The organism is Photorhabdus sp. RW14-46, from assembly GCF_963887965.1.
In the GTDB taxonomy this organism is placed as follows: domain Bacteria; phylum Pseudomonadota; class Gammaproteobacteria; order Enterobacterales; family Enterobacteriaceae; genus Photorhabdus; species Photorhabdus laumondii.
Window position 1 is genome coordinate 21,387 of sequence record NZ_CAWPHH010000036.1, and the last position, 16,728, is coordinate 38,114.

The window sequence follows — 16,728 nt, forward strand, 5'->3', positions numbered from 1 at the left end:
TGTTCTCTTTGGTATCGCATTTGAAAACGTACAAACCTACATTTATTAAAGCAAAGTTTTAGTATTCGAATGGTGTATGATTTAACACACTATTCGTAGTGTGCTGCTAATAACAATTGTAGTCAATCTTGTTTATGTTTGCCACCATTCAGCAGGATTAGCGTGATTATCATTTGGCGAGAGTTTCAATGAGCTGTTTTTTATTTAATAGTTAAGCAAGAAACGATTTAAAACGACAAATCGTATCTTTGCCTGGAAACTTCTCAATTTAACGACTATTCGTAGGTTTGCTTTTAAATGGCCTAATCTGCCTAATTTTCTACAATTAATCCTCTACCCAGATGAATGCTTTTTCATTGTTTGTCACGATAATGAGCCGTGAGCTTCTGGTATAACTTGCAATATGTAGACACTCATTGTTCTGGCGTAACGCTTAAATTATCAATATCCATGTGATATCTTGCCTGATATTTTCGGGAGGAATAAGTGTTGCTTATCACGATAAAGGAGGCTGGCAATTAAAACCCCTCAACTTTTTATCGTGAGGGGCTGTTGTGATATTTAATTTCTTCTTAGGTTTTTACTCATTTAATGCTTTAGCTTTTATATTATCGGAAGCTGATTGGGAGCGGACTTTTGCAAAGAAAGTCATTGTGACAACCGCCATTGCTGCCAGGCCGATAACAACAGAGATATTCCAGTTTAGCGCAAAACCTTCTGGTGCAAATGCCAGATAGGTGAAGCACACCGCAGTCATAAACATGGCTGGTAGGGTAGTAATCCAATGGAATTTATTACGGCGCAGCAGCCATGCGGAAGCCGCCCATAACATGACCATTGCTGTGGTTTGGTTTGCCCAACCGAAATAACGCCAGATAATATTGAAATCGGTTTTGGTAATCAGATAACCGACAATAAACATTGGCACACTTAATAACAGACGTTTGGTCATTTGTTGCTGAGGAATATTCAGGAATTCAGCAATAATAAGCCGGGCAGAACGGAATGCGGTATCGCCAGAAGTAATTGGCAAAATCACCACACCGAGGATTGCCAGAATACCGCCGACAGTACCTAACAGAGACGTGGATACTTCGTGAACAACCAGAGAGGCCGTACCTTGATCAATCACGGCTTGTAATGCGTTAGTATCTTCATAGAAGCTCAGGCCCAATGTACACCAGATTAGTGCGATAATACCTTCACCAATCATTGCACCGTAGAAAACGAAACGGCCATTTTTTTCATTCTGCATACAACGTGCCATCAGCGGAGACTGAGTGGCGTGGAAACCAGAAATAGCACCACAAGCAATCGTGACAAACAGCAATGGCCAGATCGGCAGATCTTTCGGGTTGAAGTTAGTGGTGAAATCCAATCCTTGTGAATAGAAAGGTTTATCGCTCATCGCTAAACCAACCATCAGCGCAACAGACATAAACAGCAGCAATGCACCAAACAGTGGGTAAAGGCGACCGATGATTTTATCAATAGGCACCAGCGTTGCGAGAATATAGTAAGCAAAGATAACACCGACCCAGATAGCAATGTTATCCCAACCCATTGCCTCTTTCAGCAAGTTATTCAGTAAGCCGGCTGGACTCAAAACAAAGACGACTCCAACTAGCATCAGCAGAATAACCGCAAATATGTTCATGAAATGCTTCATGGTTTTGCCCAGTTCGTTACCAACGATAACGGGCACGGATGCACCGCGGGCACGCACACTGAGCATACCGGAGAAGTAATCGTGTACTGCACCAGCAAAGATACAGCCGAATACAATCCACAGCATGGCAAGTGGGCCATAGAGGGCACCAAGAATTGGGCCGAAAATAGGGCCAACGCCGGCAATATTGAGTAACTGAATTAACCAAACTTTTGGGGTAGACATCGCAACGTAATCAACACCATCAGCCATAGAAAGAGCGGGGGTTTTTCTTTCTGGTCGAATAGTGAATATCTTTTCGACAATCTTGCCATATATAAAATATCCAGCCAGAAGAAGGCCGATACAGAGGAGGAACCACAACATAACTATAACACCTTACTCGACTTTTTTAATCTGGATGCTACTTTATCGTTTCGTAAGAAAAATACCGTGAAGTGATTCGCTTTTTACTTGTCCGTACTGTTTTCTCATTGGAAATACGATTAAAGTGAAAAGTTATTAATTAGCCAGGGGGTAATTATGTTATATATCTTCGATATGGGTAATGTGATCATTGAGATTGATTTTAAAAGAGTTTTAGCGGTATGGAGTAATTTGAGCGGGACACCTCTTGCGACTTTGACTAAAAGTTTCTCTATGGGAGAAACGTTTGAAAAACATGAGCGTGGTCAAATTACTGATCTGGAATTCGCTGATACTTTATGTCAGGAAATGAATATTTCACTCAGTTTTGAGCAGTTTGCTGCTGGATGGCATGCTATCTTTATTAATATTCGGCCTGAAGTCATTCAGATAATGAAAACATTGCGTGAGGCGGGACACCGGGTTGTCGTGTTATCCAACACCAACCGTTTGCACCTCGATTACTGGCCACATAATTATCCTGAGATTGCGGCATCCGCTGATTACCTCTATTTGTCGCAGGATTTGGCAATGCGTAAACCTGAACCTGATATTTTCAAATATGTGCTTGAGACAGAGGGTTATTCACCGGATCAGGCCGTGTTTTTTGACGATGTGCTGGAAAATGTGGAAGCAGCCAAGGCGTTAGGGATCAATAGCGTTTATGTTGTTGATAGGCAGACAGTGCCAGATTATTTCGAAGCAATCGGTTTTTCTGAACAAAATGAGGGATTGAACGGATAATAGAGGATAGTGTGCTGATGCTACTATTGAATAAAGGAAAAATATGATTGCGTTAATCCAGCGGGTAACACAGGCAAATGTTGTTGTTAAGAACGAAGTGGTTGGGGAAATTGGTCACGGCCTGCTGGTGTTGCTAGGTGTTGAGAAAGGAGATGATCAACAGAAGGCAAAACGGTTGTGTGAGAAGGTGATAGGGTATCGGATATTCAGTGATGAACAGGACAAAATGAACTTGAACGTCCAACAAATCGGAGGCAGTTTGCTGGTTGTCTCCCAGTTTACACTGGCTGCCGATACTCAAAAGGGCATGCGACCCAGTTTTTCCGGTGGCGCTGCCCCAGATAAGGCCGACGAATTATATCGCTATTTTGTTGAACAATGCCGCCAAAGTGGTGTAAAAACAGAAATCGGGCGGTTTGCTGCCGATATGAAAGTCAGCCTGACAAACGATGGGCCAGTCACTTTCTGGTTGCAGGTCTAGCAACCAAAAATAGCCAGTAGAACGCAACCATCCCCGATTAAACATCATGATCAAAAGAAAGGGGCAGTTTCTATGTATCATCTGCGAGTACCTGAAACAGAACAAGAACTGGAAGCATATTACCGATTTCGTTGGGAAATGTTGCGGAAGCCACTGCATCAGCCTGTAGGCTCTGAGAAAGATGGTTACGACACGACGGCTCATCACCAGATGGTTGTGGATGAGAAAGGCAACCCGGTGGCGGTAGGGCGTTTATATATCAATGCGGATAGTGAAGGGGCAATCCGCTTTCTGGCAGTGCATCCCAACATGCAAGGTAGAGGGTTAGGAAAATTAATCGCAATGGCCCTGGAATCTGTTGCCCGTCAAGAGGGTGTTAAACGGGTAGTATGCAGTGCTCGTGAACATGCGGTGGAGTTTTTCAGTAAATTGGGGTTTGAAAACCGTGGGCCAATTACTAGCCCACAAACGACACCTGTTCGTCATTTTCTGATGATAAAGCCGGTTGCAACACTTGATGATATTCTTCACCGGCCAGATTGGTGCAACGAACTGCAACAGGCTTGGTACAAACATATTCCCCTTAGTGAAAAAATGGGGGTACGAATTTCTCAATATACCGGTCAGAGCTTTATTACCACCATGCCGGAAGCCGGGAATCAAAATCCTCACCAAACTATCTTTGCTGGCAGTCTATTTTCTCTGGCAACCCTGACCGGTTGGGGATTGATCTGGCTGCTATTACAGGAACGTCAATTAGGTGGTGATATCATTCTGGCTGATGCCGATATCCGTTACAAAAAACCGGTTATTGGCAGGCCAAAATCTGTTGCCGATCTTAAAAATATGAGCGGCGATTTGGCTCGTTTGGCACAAGGCAGTAAAGCGAGAGTGAAGTTGGATGTGATTGTCAGTGGTGATCAGGGAATCGGTGCGGTATTTACTGGCACCTACATGGTATTGCCGAATGCTTATACGGCTATCGCTTAGATTTCTCAGTGGCATTAAATATGCCACTGGGGGGCTTTCACGACTCGTTGAGTACACGTAACATAAAGTCATCAAGTTCACTGCGGAAATTATCTATATTGCTCCATTGATATTGCGTGTGTTCAGGCGAAAGCTTAATTTCACCTGTGCATATGACATTAAAATTTATCTGAAGGCATCGAGTCTCCTTAATAGAATATTCCACTGCGCTGATAAAACCAATAACATCATCAAGAAACAGTCCGGTCTCTTCTTCTATTTCACGAGATAGTGCTTGTAATAGATTTTCTCCTTTTTCTACACCGCCAGAGGGAATTTCCCAGAGATTCGGCGGGGATTCATCAGGCGCTCGTTGTAAGAACAGAATATTGCCATTTTGATCTCTGATGATGCCACCGACAACAATACGGTCATAATTTTGCAGTTTGTTTTCAATGGATTCAGGCAGTATACACGTCATTTTTTGTGCCTTGTTACAACTTCATGGGTGAAATTTAATTGCGTTTTTAATGTCATCGATATTAATACGGTTTTTCGGCTGATACTGATCGAAGATTTTATTAATGGATTGAAATAGAAAGTAATTATTATAGGGTTGAGTCGGGTACATAGGTACCCGAATATTCGTTACTATAACTTAACAACCGGACAGGTTTCACAGTTTGGGGTGGATATTTGCCCCTTATTGATGATTTGCGTTTCGCTGCCTGATTGTTTATCCGTGGCAGTCAATGAACCATCGATAGTACTTTTAATATTATCAGCAGCAAGATCTCCCTGTATTAACAGCGTGAAATTGCCTTTACCCTGTAATTTCAACGGCACCCACCGCCATTGAGGCAAAATCGTTAAATCTGCATCTATTCCCCGGAAATCTAAAGTAAATGGCTTCTGTACCTGTTGATCTATTGTACCCTTCACTTTCAGTAATCCGTTATCAACAGAAGCATCTAATTGATCGAGGATCAGTGTATCTCCTTCTGTATGTAATTTAAGGTAAGGGCGACGTAGTTCAACTTTGTTAAATGTTGCGCTAGTGGCACTTAGATTCGAAGAGCCATGCCAGATTCCCCATTTCCCTTCTTTCAGTAACTCCATGTCATAGATATAACCACTGAGGGCAGTAAGCTGGAATGGAAAATCGGGGTTAATATCAATCAGTAAGCTGTTGTTAATTGTCAGCTCGTTAATGGAAAATCGCGATATCCATTTAGGCAATGATTTTTTCAGCAACTGATGCCAGTTTTGTGGCAAGGTATAAGTTAAACCGGCAACCGTAGCATTGGTGATGTTGAATTGTTTTGTTTGGTGATTCCATTGCCCTTTGACGTGGAATAACCCCTTTTCCCAACGGGAAGTGAGATTGGAAATAGTGAGTTCATTGCCTGCAAGAAGAAGGTGACCAATAACATCGGTGAAATGAAGATCATTCAGCGTAATATCCATAACGTTGAAATCAATGATGCCCTCTTTTGCCTGCCAGCTCCCGTTAGTCAACCCGACATTTTTTACTGAGACATCCAGATAGTTAGCAGACCAGTTTTTACCTTCCAGTTTGGCATTAGTGAGACTCAGATCTTTGATACTGATTGCGGGTAATTTGTTCGTTTTTCGCAATAACTCCTCAAGTGTCATTGGCGTTTGCCAACGAATATTGCTGATAAGTAAATTATCCCACTGCCAGCTACCATCAGGCAGACGTTGCCCATTACCTGATACCGAACCCTGTGCCAATGTTGCACCAAATGAACGGAGAGTGAGGGTATTTTGCTGGTTATCTCCTCGCATAATGACTTTGTCGAGAGAAATATCATTGAAATTCAGTTTATCAGCGCTGAATTGAAATTCCCCATTCCCTGCCAACGTATTTAATTGTGGGTTCCAAGGGGTGATACCGCCAGTGATGTTTTGCCCTTGAATTTGCCAGCTTGCATTTTCTGACTGAATAGTCATCTGATTAAGTTGCAGAATGTTGGCGCTAAAAGGTAAGGATTGTTGTTGGCCTTTGATTGTTAATTGGCCCTGTTGCAATAGCAGACGATGAAAATGGCGCGGGGAAGTCAGTTGCTGCCAGTTGAAATCGAATGCGGCAACTTGAGCCGCTAAAATGAAAGTTTGTTGCTGATTGCTAATGACAATATTGGAAAATGTCAGGGTGCCCGGTTGTGACCAGTTATGTTCGATATTGCCTATTTGAACCTGATAACGGCTGTGATGACTCAGCCATTGACTAAGCTGATGTGTTCCCCAGTTTGTCTGCATCACGACATAAACCGTGATTACTGCCAGTATTACCAGTAATAACAGTGTAACCAGCGATTTTCCTAACCATTTCATCATCAGACTCCAATCGGCTTATAGCTTCCTTTGTATAATTTAACAATAAAAATATCAACAAGTCACTATATTAGTTGTTATTTCTAATAATTTCAGGGTATGAAATGAAAAAGTAATGAATTATTCGTTATCGTTTTATTCTATTAAAATAAACTTCGGAGATTAATCTTTAATTAATTGTATTTTTGTTTTTCGTGCTAAGTTTTATTAATTATTTGGAATATTTTTATGAATTTGTTAATAATTATATTGTGTGATTAATATAATTATTAAATCTATATTTTATTGCATGACAATATAGCCAATAACATCCGAATGAATTAATGTATTAATGGATGGCTATAAATGGAATAACGATATTTTTTCGTCATTCCTTTCTATTCCTTTCTCAGTTTGATTGATGCTTGAAATAACACTGCATAGTTTATTTTCACCCATCTTCCGGTAAATAAAAAATGTAAGGAATCTTCTATGTCAGAAAACATGAAACAAAAATCGTCGAATGAAGGTAATATCCGCACAACCCGCCCACTTACAGGAACGGAATTTCTGGATGGGCTAAACGATGGTCGGGAAGTCTGGGCTTATGGTGAACGCATTCACGATGTTGTCAACCATCCTGCTTTTCAAAATCCGGCCCGAGCTATTGCGAAACTTTATGACGCTTTGCACGATCCTGCTTATCGTGACGTACTGACCACGTCGACAGATACGGGGAGTTGTGGTGTAACACACCCTTTTTTCCGTATACCGCGCTCACAGCAGGATTTAATTGCTGATCGTGATGCTATTGCCGCGTGGGCTCGCATGAGTTATGGCTGGTTGGGGAGAAGCCCTGATTATAAGGCTTCGTTTCTTACCTCGCTCGGCGTAAAACCGGAAATTTATGGTGATTTTGCTGATAATGCAAAAAGCTGGTATATCCGTTCGCAGGAAAGCGTGTTTTACTGGAATCACTCGATTATTAATCCGCCAATAGATCGTCATTTATCACCTGATGAAATTGGGGATATTTGTATTCATGTTGAAAAAGAGTGTGATGATGGATTAATTGTCAGCGGCGCTAAAGTTGTTGCCACAGGATCGGCGATTAGTCACTACAACTTTATTGGTCATTACGGTTTACCAATAAAGAAACGGGAATTTGCGTTGGTCTTTACCTTGCCGATGAATACCCCGGGAGTGAAATTAATTTGTCGTCCCTCTTACGCAATGGCGGCTGATAAAATGGGCAGTCCTTTTGATTATCCGCTCTCGTCCCGATTTGATGAGAACGATACGATAATGATTCTGGATAAAGTGAAGGTTCCTTGGGAAAACATATTTATCTATGGAGATGTAGATAAAGTTTCGTTATTTTTTGCTGAATCGGGTTATTTTCATCGGGCTATGTTGCATGGTGTGACTCGATTGGCGGTTAAACTTGATTTTCTTTCTGGGTTGCTTATTAAGGGGGTTGAAGCTACGGGTACGAAGGATTTTCGTGGCGTACAAGCACGGGTTGGTGAAGTATTGTCATGGCGTAATATGTTTTGGGCACTCAGTGATGCGATGATTAAATCCCCGGAGCCTTGGAGTGGAGATGCCCTATTGCCTCGGTATGAGTATGGGATAGCTTATCGTTGGTTTATGACGCTGGGTTACCCGCGGGTAAAAGAGATTATTGAACAGGATTTGGGCAGTGCCTTGATTTATATTAACTCTCATGCCCGCGATTTTTCCAACCCGGAACTGTCTCCTTATCTTGATAAATACATGCGTGGCTCCAATGGTTACAGTGCAGTTGAGCGAGTCAAGCTCATGAAACTGATTTGGGACTCGATCGGTACGGAATTCGCTGGCAGGCATGAATTATACGAGCGCAATTATTCCGGCAACCACGAAGCTATCAGAGTCGATGTGTTATTGGCTTCCCAAGCCACGGGCTTAGTGGATCAATTGAAAGGGTTTGCTGAGCAGTGTATGAGTGAATACGATCTTGATGGTTGGGTTGGTAACGATTTTATTTGGCCTTCCAACCGCTAGGAGATAAATCATCATCACGCACGATGATGAAATATATACCCAATGGATTTCAAGATGCATCGCGACGGCAAAGGAGCGAATCCCCGGTAGCATAGGTAACGATGTGACCGGGGTGAGTGAGTGCAGCCAACAAAGAGGCAACTTGAAAGATAACGGGTATACGTGCGTGATGAGTCGATTATGGGTAACCCGAGATCAAATTTGTAGAAAAACTACTTCTCCTGAGGAAATACCAAATTAAGAGTGATGGCTGTCAGACCGCCAGCAGCAATACCGGAAGAGAGTAACGTTTTCAGCCAGTCAGGAGCGAACTGTAAAATTAGTGGTTGTTGCGCAACACCCATACCAACCGCTAAAGAGAGCGCGATAATCATAATTGCCCGGCGGTTAAGTGCCTCTCTGGAAACGATACGGATACCCGATGCGGCAATCGTACCGAACATCACGATAGTGGCACCTCCCAATACCGGTTCAGGGATCTGTTGTACAAATCCTGCGACCGCAGGAAATAGTCCTAATAGCATCAACATCAGCGCCACGGCGTAACCTACATGACGGCTGGCAACGCCGGTTAATTGGATAACCCCGTTATTCTGCCCAAAACAAGAATTTGGAAAAGTATTAAATACGGCAGAAAGCATAGAATTTAGGCCGTTAGCTAAAACACCGCCTTTAATACGCTTCATATATAAAGGACCGCTGACCGGTTGCTCGGAAACATCAGATGTTGCAGTAATATCGCCGATGGTTTCCAGCGAAGTTACCATGAAAATCAGCATCAACGGGATAAGCAGATTCCAGTCAAAGGAAAGACCATAATAGAGTGGAGCGGGAATTGTCATGAGTGAACCATTTTCCTGTACCGTTGCTGGTGGCAGCATACCCATTAGCCAGGCGGCAACATAACCTACCGTCATTGCAATCACCAGAGAAGCCACACGCAGATAAGGATTACGCTGGCGGTTCAGCAAAACAATCACCACCAATACAACACCGGCCAGAAACAGATGCTCTGGAGAACCAAAAGTGTGATTTTCGATAGCAGAGAATCCACCACCGATAGAGGTCAATCCAACCTGAATCAGAGACAAACCGATAATCATCACCACAACACCGGAAACCAATGGGGTGATAATTCTTCGGGCCAGATGCAATACGCGGGATAACAGAATTTCTGTAACGGATGCCACCATCAGAGTACCGAATAACGCGGCCATCATAGTAGGAATATCTGCCCCGCCGTTTTTTAATGCCAGCCCGCCCATAATCAAGGGGGAAACAAAGTTAAAACTGGTCCCTTGAATAGAAAGTAAACCAGAACCGATTGGCCCCCAAGTGCGGATCTGAATCAATGATGCTAGCCCTGAAGCAAACAGAGACATACTGATAATCCGCTGTGTATCGTGAGTGGGCAGCCCTAGCGCTTGGCAGATCAAGATTGCTGGCGTGATGACCGCGACAAACATTGCCAGTAAATGCTGACAGGCAGCAAACAATGTTTGTGGCAATGGTGGTCGATCTTCTAAGCGATAAATCAATTCACTAGCTGATTTTTTCGGGGGTATTGTTTCAGCTTGTTTAGGGGATGAGGTGAGCATGGTGTGAAATTCCGGACTGACAAAGAACGCATTTTAATGATCAACTGCGTAAAAGCAATCGTTTGCGTAAAAATTCTGTTTGTTGTCATGATTCGCTCTGGTCACATTTTTATATGTTTTAACTTGTGTTTGTTGCAGATTTTTTTTCTAATCCAGCGTTGCCTGCTTTTGGCGTTCTCTAAAGGATGAGTATAACGTCGTAATAACTTACATAATTTTAACAATATAGCTGGGGTACATAGATGTATCATCTTGATGTTTATGGCACGCTCGTTGCGTCTGCATTAGTACTATTACTTGGGCGTAAACTTGTACAATCCGTCCCATTTCTTGAAAAATACACCATTCCTGAACCTGTCGCGGGTGGCCTGTTAGTTGCTCTAATTCTTTTAGCGGTTAAACAAACAACAGGCTGGGAAATCAACTTTGATTTATCTCTTAAAGACCCTTTGATGTTAACTTTCTTCGCCACTATCGGCTTGAATGCCAATCTTTCCAGCCTGAAAGCGGGTGGTAAGGTCCTGTTCACGTTTGTCTTCGTCGTTGTGGGTTTGCTACTGGTTCAGAACACGGTGGGTATCGCTTTGGCTGAACTGTTGGGGCTGGATCCATTAATGGGCTTACTGGCGGGTTCTGTTACGCTATCTGGTGGTCATGGTACCGGTGCCGCTTGGGGTAAACTGTTTAGTGAGCGTTATGGTTTTGAGAATGCAACCGAAGTGGCGATGGCCTGTGCGACTTTCGGTTTAGTACTGGGTGGTTTGATTGGTGGTCCGGTCGCTCGTTTCCTGGTGAGAAATACAAAAACTCCGGGCTTGAGGGGCGATGATACCGAAGTGCCGACAGCATTTGAAAAACCTTATACCGGGCGGATGATCACAGCACTGGTGATGCTGGAAACGATCGCCTTGATCGCTATCTGTCTGATGGCAGGTAATTTTGTATCTGAACTTCTGCAAGGTACATGGTTTGAATTACCGACGTTCGTCTGTGTGTTATTTATCGGGGTTATTCTCAGTAACAGTCTATCGGTGTTAGGTTTTTACCGAGTCTTTGACCGAGCAGTTTCTGTACTGGGCAACGTAAGTCTTTCCCTGTTCCTGGCAATGGCGTTAATGAGCCTGAAATTGTGGCAGATGGCATCGCTGGCATTACCCATGCTGGTTATTCTCACCATCCAGGCCATCGTGATGGCGCTGTATGCAATTTTTGTCACCTATCGAGTGATGGGTAAAAACTATGATGCTGCGGTTTTGGCGGCAGGTCACTGTGGTTTTGGTTTAGGGGCGACACCTACCGCCATTGCGAACATGCAGGCGATTACTGATCGTTTCGGGCCATCCCATGTGGCGTTTCTGGTGGTGCCGATGGTTGGGGCATTCTTTATCGATATCGTTAACGCGATTGTGATTAAACTCTATTTGCTGTTACCCGTTTTCCCGGCGGTGTAGGGATAAATTAGAGAGATACTGCACCTGCTATGCAGTTGGTGCAGTATTGTCTTTGTGTTCTTTAGTCATTATTTATTTTAAGCAAGCACCGTCATAGTTTCACCTCTTACCTGTATGTATGGGGGTCCAGATAGATCCCGTTAGCCTCGCCTGTATTCCATTGGAATATCAGGCGAGATGGTCTTTTACTGTGTTTTACTTATAATTTAACGCATTCAAATATAGTAAGAAGGATGAACAACGATGAAGCTTTTTAACGCTCTGGGGTTTCGTTGGGACCGATCTTCGGTTCCTCTTATTGTTCCGATTCATTCTATTGAGCGGGTATGCTTCCGTTTTCACCGGATGCTACCGGAGTTTGTTTGGGATGCTAGCGTTCTTGAAGGCAATCCTTTTACTTTCCCCGAAGTGAAAACATTGTTAGGTGGATTGTCACCCGGATGCAGAGCAAATTCGAGCGGCGAATAGATGAAATAATATTGACAACCGGACAGGAGTAGTCATTCTGATAATAATACTTCTATCGCCTCTATCTATGTGACCGGGGTGAGCGCAGCCAACAAAGAGGCAACTTGAAAGATAGCGGGTATACCGTTAAACATTAAAGGATGGAAATAGTTCCTCAAATAACGACGGATCATTGGCATCTCTCTATTGTTTAAACAACATAATTATTATAAGAATAATAGTTTCTACAAAAAATAGGTGTTTTATATTTATTTTACTTCCTCATATTTATCCGAAAATTAACCAATATTAAAAAATTATATCTAATTCATCACTAACATATTAATATAAATAACGTTTCATGATTCTGCCACGCGCGAATTTACTAACCTATTGTTATAGGCGAAATTATGAGTGATGTAAGATGTGGCGCTATTTTGGAATCTTATTTATAACAAGAGAAAAACTTTCAGTAATTATTAATTCGTACTAAATAATATATTTCTTCGATAAATATACCCTATGGATTTCAAGATGCATCGCGACGGCAAGGGAGTGAATCCCCGGGAGCATAGGTAACTATGTGACCGGGGTGAGCGAGTGCAGCCAACAAAGAGGCAACTTGAAAGATGACGGGTATAAAGTATTTTGGCCTTTAGCTAAGGATAACAACATGAAAGATAACACTTTATATGGCCCTATTGCCCATCTTTACGAGAGCTTTTCAGATGCTACTGACCATATCAAAGTAGAAATCAGAACTATCTTCGATCTGGCAGGGGATATACACGGGAAATCAGTGTTAGATTTAGCCTGTGGATATGGTCTCTTTAGTCGAGAATACAGAAATCGTGGTGCGTCGAAAGTCATTGGAGTCGATATATCAGAAAACATGATAGCGATTGCGAAAAGCAAATCACAACAATACGGTGACGATATCGAATTTCACGTAAGAAATATCTGCAAGATGGAGTCGGAGTCATTTGGCAAATTTGACATAGTTAATGCAGCCTGGTTATTTTGCCATGCAGAATCTCTTGAAGACCTTGAAACTATGTTCCGTGTCATTGCCGCTCATCTCAAGCCTTCCGGTAAATTAATTGCGTATACCGTTGAACCTGATTATCGATTAGAGAAAGGGAATTATGAGAATTATTGTATAAAAATTCTGAGTGAAGAGCCGGTGAAAGACACCACTCTCGTGAAAGCTGAATTTCTTACCACACCACCCAGCCCTTTCACTATGTATCGTTGGAGTCGTGAACAATATCAAACAGCGATCCAAAAGGCGGGGTTCAAACAATTTAAATGGCAAAAACCCATGCTGTTAGAAAGCGATATTGAGGCTCATCCCCCAGGTTTTTGGGATGATTTCCAACGAAATTGTCTTGATACAGCTCTTGTTTGTCAGATTTAACCAGATAATCCCCAAGATCCACTCTCTTTCCTATACCAATCCCCCGGTGAAAATCGAGGGATTTTTTTGAATTTCCTTCGTCCTGCAAAACAACTTTTCCTGACCTCCAGCCGGGATTTTGGTGAGAACCGGATGAAATAGTTCGACAACTCAGGTTTCTGGGGAAAACGGCGCTCGGGTAACTCACTCAAGCATCTGATACAAAAGTTTAGCTGCTTATTTTATTGCGAATTAAATAAAGTATCCCACGTTTTATGCTCTTCATTATATACCCGTCATCTTTCAAGTTGCCTCTTTGTTGGCTGCACTCGCTCACCCCGGTCACATCGTTACCTATGCTCCCGGGGATTTGCTCCCTTGCCGTCGCGATGCATCTTGAAATCCATAGGGTATAGATGATTATGTGGATCTTGCGTTTGATGCAACACCGCCAACACTTCAATACCCGTCGGAACTTCCCGGTAGTAAATAATGTGGCTCTCTACGGGGAAACTTAGCACACCAAAATAAAGATCCTCACTGCGATCACGACCGGGGGATGGGTGACGATCAAGAATTTCCGTCATAGTCACACGTAACGAAGTTGAATAAGCTTCCGCAACATTCGCCCCCCATCGGCGCATAGAATAGAGTTTGATTGCACGAATATGTTCTCTGGCTTTCTTAGTAAACCGGACACTCATCCTTAAGCCCTACCCTCAAGTTCATCAACTGTCAACGGTGCAAATACATCATCAATACTGTGCAATTCGCCACGATCAGCTTGTGCAATAGATTCAGCCAGAACGGCTTTTAAATTCTGTAACTTGAGCTGTGTGAACTGATCATACTCTTCGGGAGAGATAACCACGGCCACACGTTTACCATGCTTACTAATTTCTACAGGTTCACGCTGAACTTTCATAAGCAGATCACCAAACTGGTTCTTAGCTAGTTGTGCGGGAATAATTTCCATACATCACCTTCCGTCTAAAATGGCTCGAATAGCTATTATAGCTAAAAGTGCATGGAGCTACCAATAATTAAAATAGCCAACCGCCAACCAAGATGACTTTTGGGTATCTTTTGCTCTTAACGCGTCTATTTGAGGCAATTCTTTGCTACCGTTGTCACTGACTTTGTAATATTGTCCGTGAATTATAATCGTCTAATAGGTCATTCTGAATGTCGATAATGAAAGGGTATTACTCTCTCGATTTAGGGGATTTATTGCGGTAAACAGCATACTGAGCCATCAAATAACCCCGTATTTCTTCATTAAGTTTTGTTGCCAAGGCTCATAATCTTAATCTGTACCATCTATCGATAAAAAATAATCTAAAACCAACTACCCAAAAATCAATTTAGCATTAAAGGCATAACGACGGATCATTGGCATCTCTCTATTGTTTAAACGGCATAATTATTATAAGAATAATAGTTTCCACAAAACATATCATAAGTGTTTTATATTTATTTTACTTCCTCATATTTGTTCGAAAATTAACCAATATTAAAAAATTATATCTAATTCATCGCTAACGTATTAATGTAAATAACGTTTCATGATTCTGCCACGCGCGAATTTACTAACCTATTGTTATAGGCGAAATTATGAGTGATGTAAGATGTGGCGCTATTTTGGAATCTTATTTATAACAAGAGAAAAACTTTCAGTAATTATTAATTCGTACTAAATAATATATTTCTTCGATAAATATACCCTATGGATTTCAAGATGCATCGCGACGGCAAGGGAGTGAATCCCCGGGAGCATAGAGAACTATGTGACCGGGGTGAGCGAGTGCAGCCAACAAAGAGGCAACTTGAAAGATGACGGGTATAAAGTATTTTGGCCTTTAGCTAAGGATAACAACATGAAAGATAAAACTTTATATGGCCCTATTGCCCATCTTTACGAGAGCTTTTCAGATGCTACTGACCATATCAAAGTAGAAATCAGAACTATCTTCGATCTGGCAGGGGATATACACGGGAAATCAGTGTTAGATTTAGCCTGTGGATATGGTCTCTTTAGTCGAGAATACAGAAATCGTGGTGCGTCGAAAGTCATTGGAGTCGATATATCAGAAAACATGATAGCGATTGCGAAAAGCAAATCACAACAATACGGTGACGATATCGAATTTCACGTAAGAAATATCTGCAAGATGGAGTCGGAGTCATTTGGCAAGTTTGACATAGTTAATGCAGCCTGGTTATTTTGCCATGCAGAATCTCTTGAAGACCTTGAAACTATGTTCCGTGTCATTGCCGCTCATCTCAAGCCTGCCGGTAAACTAATTGCGTATACCGTTGAACCTGATTATCGATTAGAGAAAGGGAATTATGAGAATTATTGTATAAAAATTCTGAGTGAAGAGCCGGTGAAAGACACCACTCTCGTGAAAGCTGAATTTCTTACCACACCACCCAGTCCTTTCACTATGTATCGTTGGAGTCGTGAACAATATCAAACAGCGATCCAAAAGGCGGGGTTCAAACAATTTAAATGGCAAAAACCCATGCTGTTAGAAAGCGATATTGAGGCTCATCCCCCAGGTTTTTGGGATGATTTCCAACGAAATTGTCTTGATACAGCTCTTGTTTGTCAGATTTAACCAGATAATCCCCAAGATCCACTCTCTTTCCTATACCAATCCCCCGGTGAAAATCGAGGGATTTTTTTGAATTTCCTTCGTCCTGCAAAACAACTTTTCCTGACCTCCAGCCGGGATTTTGGTGAGAACCGGATGAAATAGTTCGACAACTCAGGTTTCTGGGGAAAACGGCGCTCGGGTAACTCACTCAAGCATCTGATACAAAAGTTTAGCTGCTTATTTTATTGCGAATTAAATAAAGTATCCCACGTTTTATGCTCTTCATTATATACCCGTCATCTTTCAAGTTGCCTCTTTGTTGGCTGCACTCGCTCACCCCGGTCACATCGTTACCTATGCTCCCGGGGATTTGCTCCCTTGCCGTCGCGATGCATCTTGAAATCCATAGGGTATAGATGATTATGTGGATCTTGCGTTTGATGCAACACCGCCAACACTTCAATACCCGTCGGAACTTCCCGGTAGTAAATAATGTGGCTCTCTACGGGGAAACTTAGCACACCAAAATAAAGATCCTCACTGCGATCACGACCGGGGGATGGGTGACGATCAAGAATTTCCGTC

At 42.3% G+C, this 16,728-nt stretch carries 16 protein-coding genes; 9 read left to right on the forward strand and 7 right to left on the reverse strand.

The features are described from left to right. Positions 1-580: 580 nt before the first annotated feature. Entirely contained in the window at positions 581-2,035 is a 1,455-nt protein-coding gene (locus AACQ38_RS20340; protein WP_011144639.1) for a carbon starvation CstA family protein, read from the reverse strand. Between the two features lie 156 nt (positions 2,036-2,191). Here AACQ38_RS20340 and yihX point away from each other — a divergent pair, with 156 nt between their 5' ends. The 3 genes from yihX (at position 2,192) to fabY (ending at position 4,289) form a co-directional block, all read left to right on the forward strand. After that, positions 2,192-2,818: a glucose-1-phosphatase gene (gene yihX, locus AACQ38_RS20345; protein WP_165578943.1), complete on the forward strand. Its 627-nt coding sequence runs from the start codon at positions 2,192-2,194 to the stop codon at positions 2,816-2,818. A 43-nt stretch (positions 2,819-2,861) separates the two neighbouring features. Continuing rightward, positions 2,862-3,299, forward strand: coding sequence for a D-aminoacyl-tRNA deacylase (dtd, locus tag AACQ38_RS20350; RefSeq protein ID WP_011144641.1), 438 nt, complete (start codon positions 2,862-2,864; stop codon positions 3,297-3,299). A gap of 72 nt (positions 3,300-3,371) precedes the next feature. Further along, positions 3,372-4,289 carry a fatty acid biosynthesis protein FabY gene (gene fabY, locus AACQ38_RS20355; RefSeq protein WP_011144642.1) on the forward strand — a complete coding sequence of 306 codons (918 nt, stop codon included), beginning with the start codon at positions 3,372-3,374 and terminating at the stop codon, positions 4,287-4,289. Between the two features lie 37 nt (positions 4,290-4,326). Here the strand turns inward: fabY and AACQ38_RS20360 are convergent, their stop codons facing one another. Both AACQ38_RS20360 and AACQ38_RS20365 read right to left on the reverse strand, forming a co-directional pair. After that, positions 4,327-4,749, reverse strand: a complete 423-nt coding sequence (locus AACQ38_RS20360; protein WP_165578944.1) for an NUDIX hydrolase — start codon at positions 4,747-4,749, stop codon at positions 4,327-4,329. 170 nt (positions 4,750-4,919) lie between these two features. Further along, entirely contained in the window at positions 4,920-6,629 is a 1,710-nt protein-coding gene (locus AACQ38_RS20365; protein ID WP_445260630.1) for an AsmA family protein, read from the reverse strand. A gap of 468 nt (positions 6,630-7,097) precedes the next feature. Between AACQ38_RS20365 and AACQ38_RS20370 the strand changes: the two genes are divergently transcribed. Next, a complete protein-coding gene (locus AACQ38_RS20370; protein WP_165578945.1) occupies positions 7,098-8,651 on the forward strand; it encodes a 4-hydroxyphenylacetate 3-hydroxylase family protein in 1,554 nt (517 codons plus the stop codon). Positions 8,652-8,754: 103 nt separating this feature from the next. Next, positions 8,755-8,892, forward strand: a complete 138-nt coding sequence (locus AACQ38_RS20375; RefSeq protein ID WP_165578946.1) for a hypothetical protein — start codon at positions 8,755-8,757, stop codon at positions 8,890-8,892. Here the strand turns inward: AACQ38_RS20375 and AACQ38_RS20380 are convergent. Beyond that, entirely contained in the window at positions 8,864-10,249 is a 1,386-nt protein-coding gene (locus tag AACQ38_RS20380; RefSeq protein ID WP_165578947.1) for a uracil-xanthine permease family protein, read from the reverse strand. The two genes, AACQ38_RS20375 and AACQ38_RS20380, sit on opposite strands and share 29 nt — an antisense overlap. 242 nt (positions 10,250-10,491) lie before the next feature. Here AACQ38_RS20380 and gltS point away from each other — a divergent pair, with 242 nt between their 5' ends. The 3 genes from gltS to AACQ38_RS20395 all read left to right on the forward strand — a co-directional run bounded on the left by gltS (position 10,492) and on the right by AACQ38_RS20395 (position 13,564). Continuing rightward, positions 10,492-11,700, forward strand: coding sequence for a sodium/glutamate symporter (gene gltS, locus AACQ38_RS20385; protein ID WP_011144647.1), 1,209 nt, complete (start codon positions 10,492-10,494; stop codon positions 11,698-11,700). Positions 11,701-11,943: 243 nt separating this feature from the next. Next, complete coding sequence (locus AACQ38_RS20390) at positions 11,944-12,168, forward strand: hypothetical protein (RefSeq protein WP_165578948.1); 225 nt, start codon at positions 11,944-11,946, stop codon at positions 12,166-12,168. A gap of 562 nt (positions 12,169-12,730) precedes the next feature. Continuing rightward, positions 12,731-13,564 (forward strand): class I SAM-dependent DNA methyltransferase, encoded by an 834-nt coding sequence (locus AACQ38_RS20395; RefSeq protein WP_339367076.1) that lies wholly within the window; start codon positions 12,731-12,733, stop codon positions 13,562-13,564. A gap of 329 nt (positions 13,565-13,893) precedes the next feature. On the opposite strand, the gene AACQ38_RS20400 is transcribed toward AACQ38_RS20395, so the two are convergent. Together AACQ38_RS20400 and AACQ38_RS20405 are read right to left on the reverse strand one after the other, a co-directional pair. After that, the gene (locus tag AACQ38_RS20400; protein ID WP_165578949.1) at positions 13,894-14,247 is read right to left on the reverse strand and encodes a type II toxin-antitoxin system RelE/ParE family toxin; all 354 of its coding nucleotides are present in this window, start codon (positions 14,245-14,247) and stop codon (positions 13,894-13,896) included. A 2-nt stretch (positions 14,248-14,249) separates the two neighbouring features. Further along, positions 14,250-14,519, reverse strand: a complete 270-nt coding sequence (locus tag AACQ38_RS20405) for a type II toxin-antitoxin system Phd/YefM family antitoxin (RefSeq protein WP_165578950.1) — start codon at positions 14,517-14,519, stop codon at positions 14,250-14,252. An 811-nt stretch (positions 14,520-15,330) separates the two neighbouring features. Here AACQ38_RS20405 and AACQ38_RS20410 point away from each other — a divergent pair. Next, the gene (locus AACQ38_RS20410) at positions 15,331-16,164 is read left to right on the forward strand and encodes a class I SAM-dependent DNA methyltransferase (RefSeq protein WP_339367077.1); all 834 of its coding nucleotides are present in this window, start codon (positions 15,331-15,333) and stop codon (positions 16,162-16,164) included. A gap of 329 nt (positions 16,165-16,493) precedes the next feature. On the opposite strand, the gene AACQ38_RS20420 is transcribed toward AACQ38_RS20410, so the two are convergent. After that, positions 16,494-16,728: type II toxin-antitoxin system RelE/ParE family toxin (locus tag AACQ38_RS20420; RefSeq protein WP_165578960.1), on the reverse strand; the 235-nt coding region annotated here is incomplete at its 5' end.

Excerpts from the sequence above, each read along its gene's own strand:
- AACQ38_RS20340 (WP_011144639.1), bottom strand. The coding sequence starts at position 2,035 with ATGTTGTGGTTCCTCCTCTGTATCGGCCTTCTTCTGGCTGGATATTTT.
- yihX (WP_165578943.1), top strand. The coding sequence starts at position 2,192 with ATGTTATATATCTTCGATATGGGTAATGTGATCATTGAGATTGATTTT.
- dtd (WP_011144641.1), top strand. The coding sequence starts at position 2,862 with ATGATTGCGTTAATCCAGCGGGTAACACAGGCAAATGTTGTTGTTAAG.
- fabY (WP_011144642.1), top strand. The coding sequence starts at position 3,372 with ATGTATCATCTGCGAGTACCTGAAACAGAACAAGAACTGGAAGCATAT.
- AACQ38_RS20360 (WP_165578944.1), bottom strand. The coding sequence starts at position 4,749 with ATGACGTGTATACTGCCTGAATCCATTGAAAACAAACTGCAAAATTAT.
- AACQ38_RS20365 (WP_445260630.1), bottom strand. The coding sequence starts at position 6,629 with ATGATGAAATGGTTAGGAAAATCGCTGGTTACACTGTTATTACTGGTA.
- AACQ38_RS20370 (WP_165578945.1), top strand. The coding sequence starts at position 7,098 with ATGTCAGAAAACATGAAACAAAAATCGTCGAATGAAGGTAATATCCGC.
- AACQ38_RS20380 (WP_165578947.1), bottom strand. The coding sequence starts at position 10,249 with ATGCTCACCTCATCCCCTAAACAAGCTGAAACAATACCCCCGAAAAAA.
- gltS (WP_011144647.1), top strand. The coding sequence starts at position 10,492 with ATGTATCATCTTGATGTTTATGGCACGCTCGTTGCGTCTGCATTAGTA.
- AACQ38_RS20390 (WP_165578948.1), top strand. The coding sequence starts at position 11,944 with ATGAAGCTTTTTAACGCTCTGGGGTTTCGTTGGGACCGATCTTCGGTT.
- AACQ38_RS20400 (WP_165578949.1), bottom strand. The coding sequence starts at position 14,247 with ATGAGTGTCCGGTTTACTAAGAAAGCCAGAGAACATATTCGTGCAATC.
- AACQ38_RS20405 (WP_165578950.1), bottom strand. The coding sequence starts at position 14,519 with ATGGAAATTATTCCCGCACAACTAGCTAAGAACCAGTTTGGTGATCTG.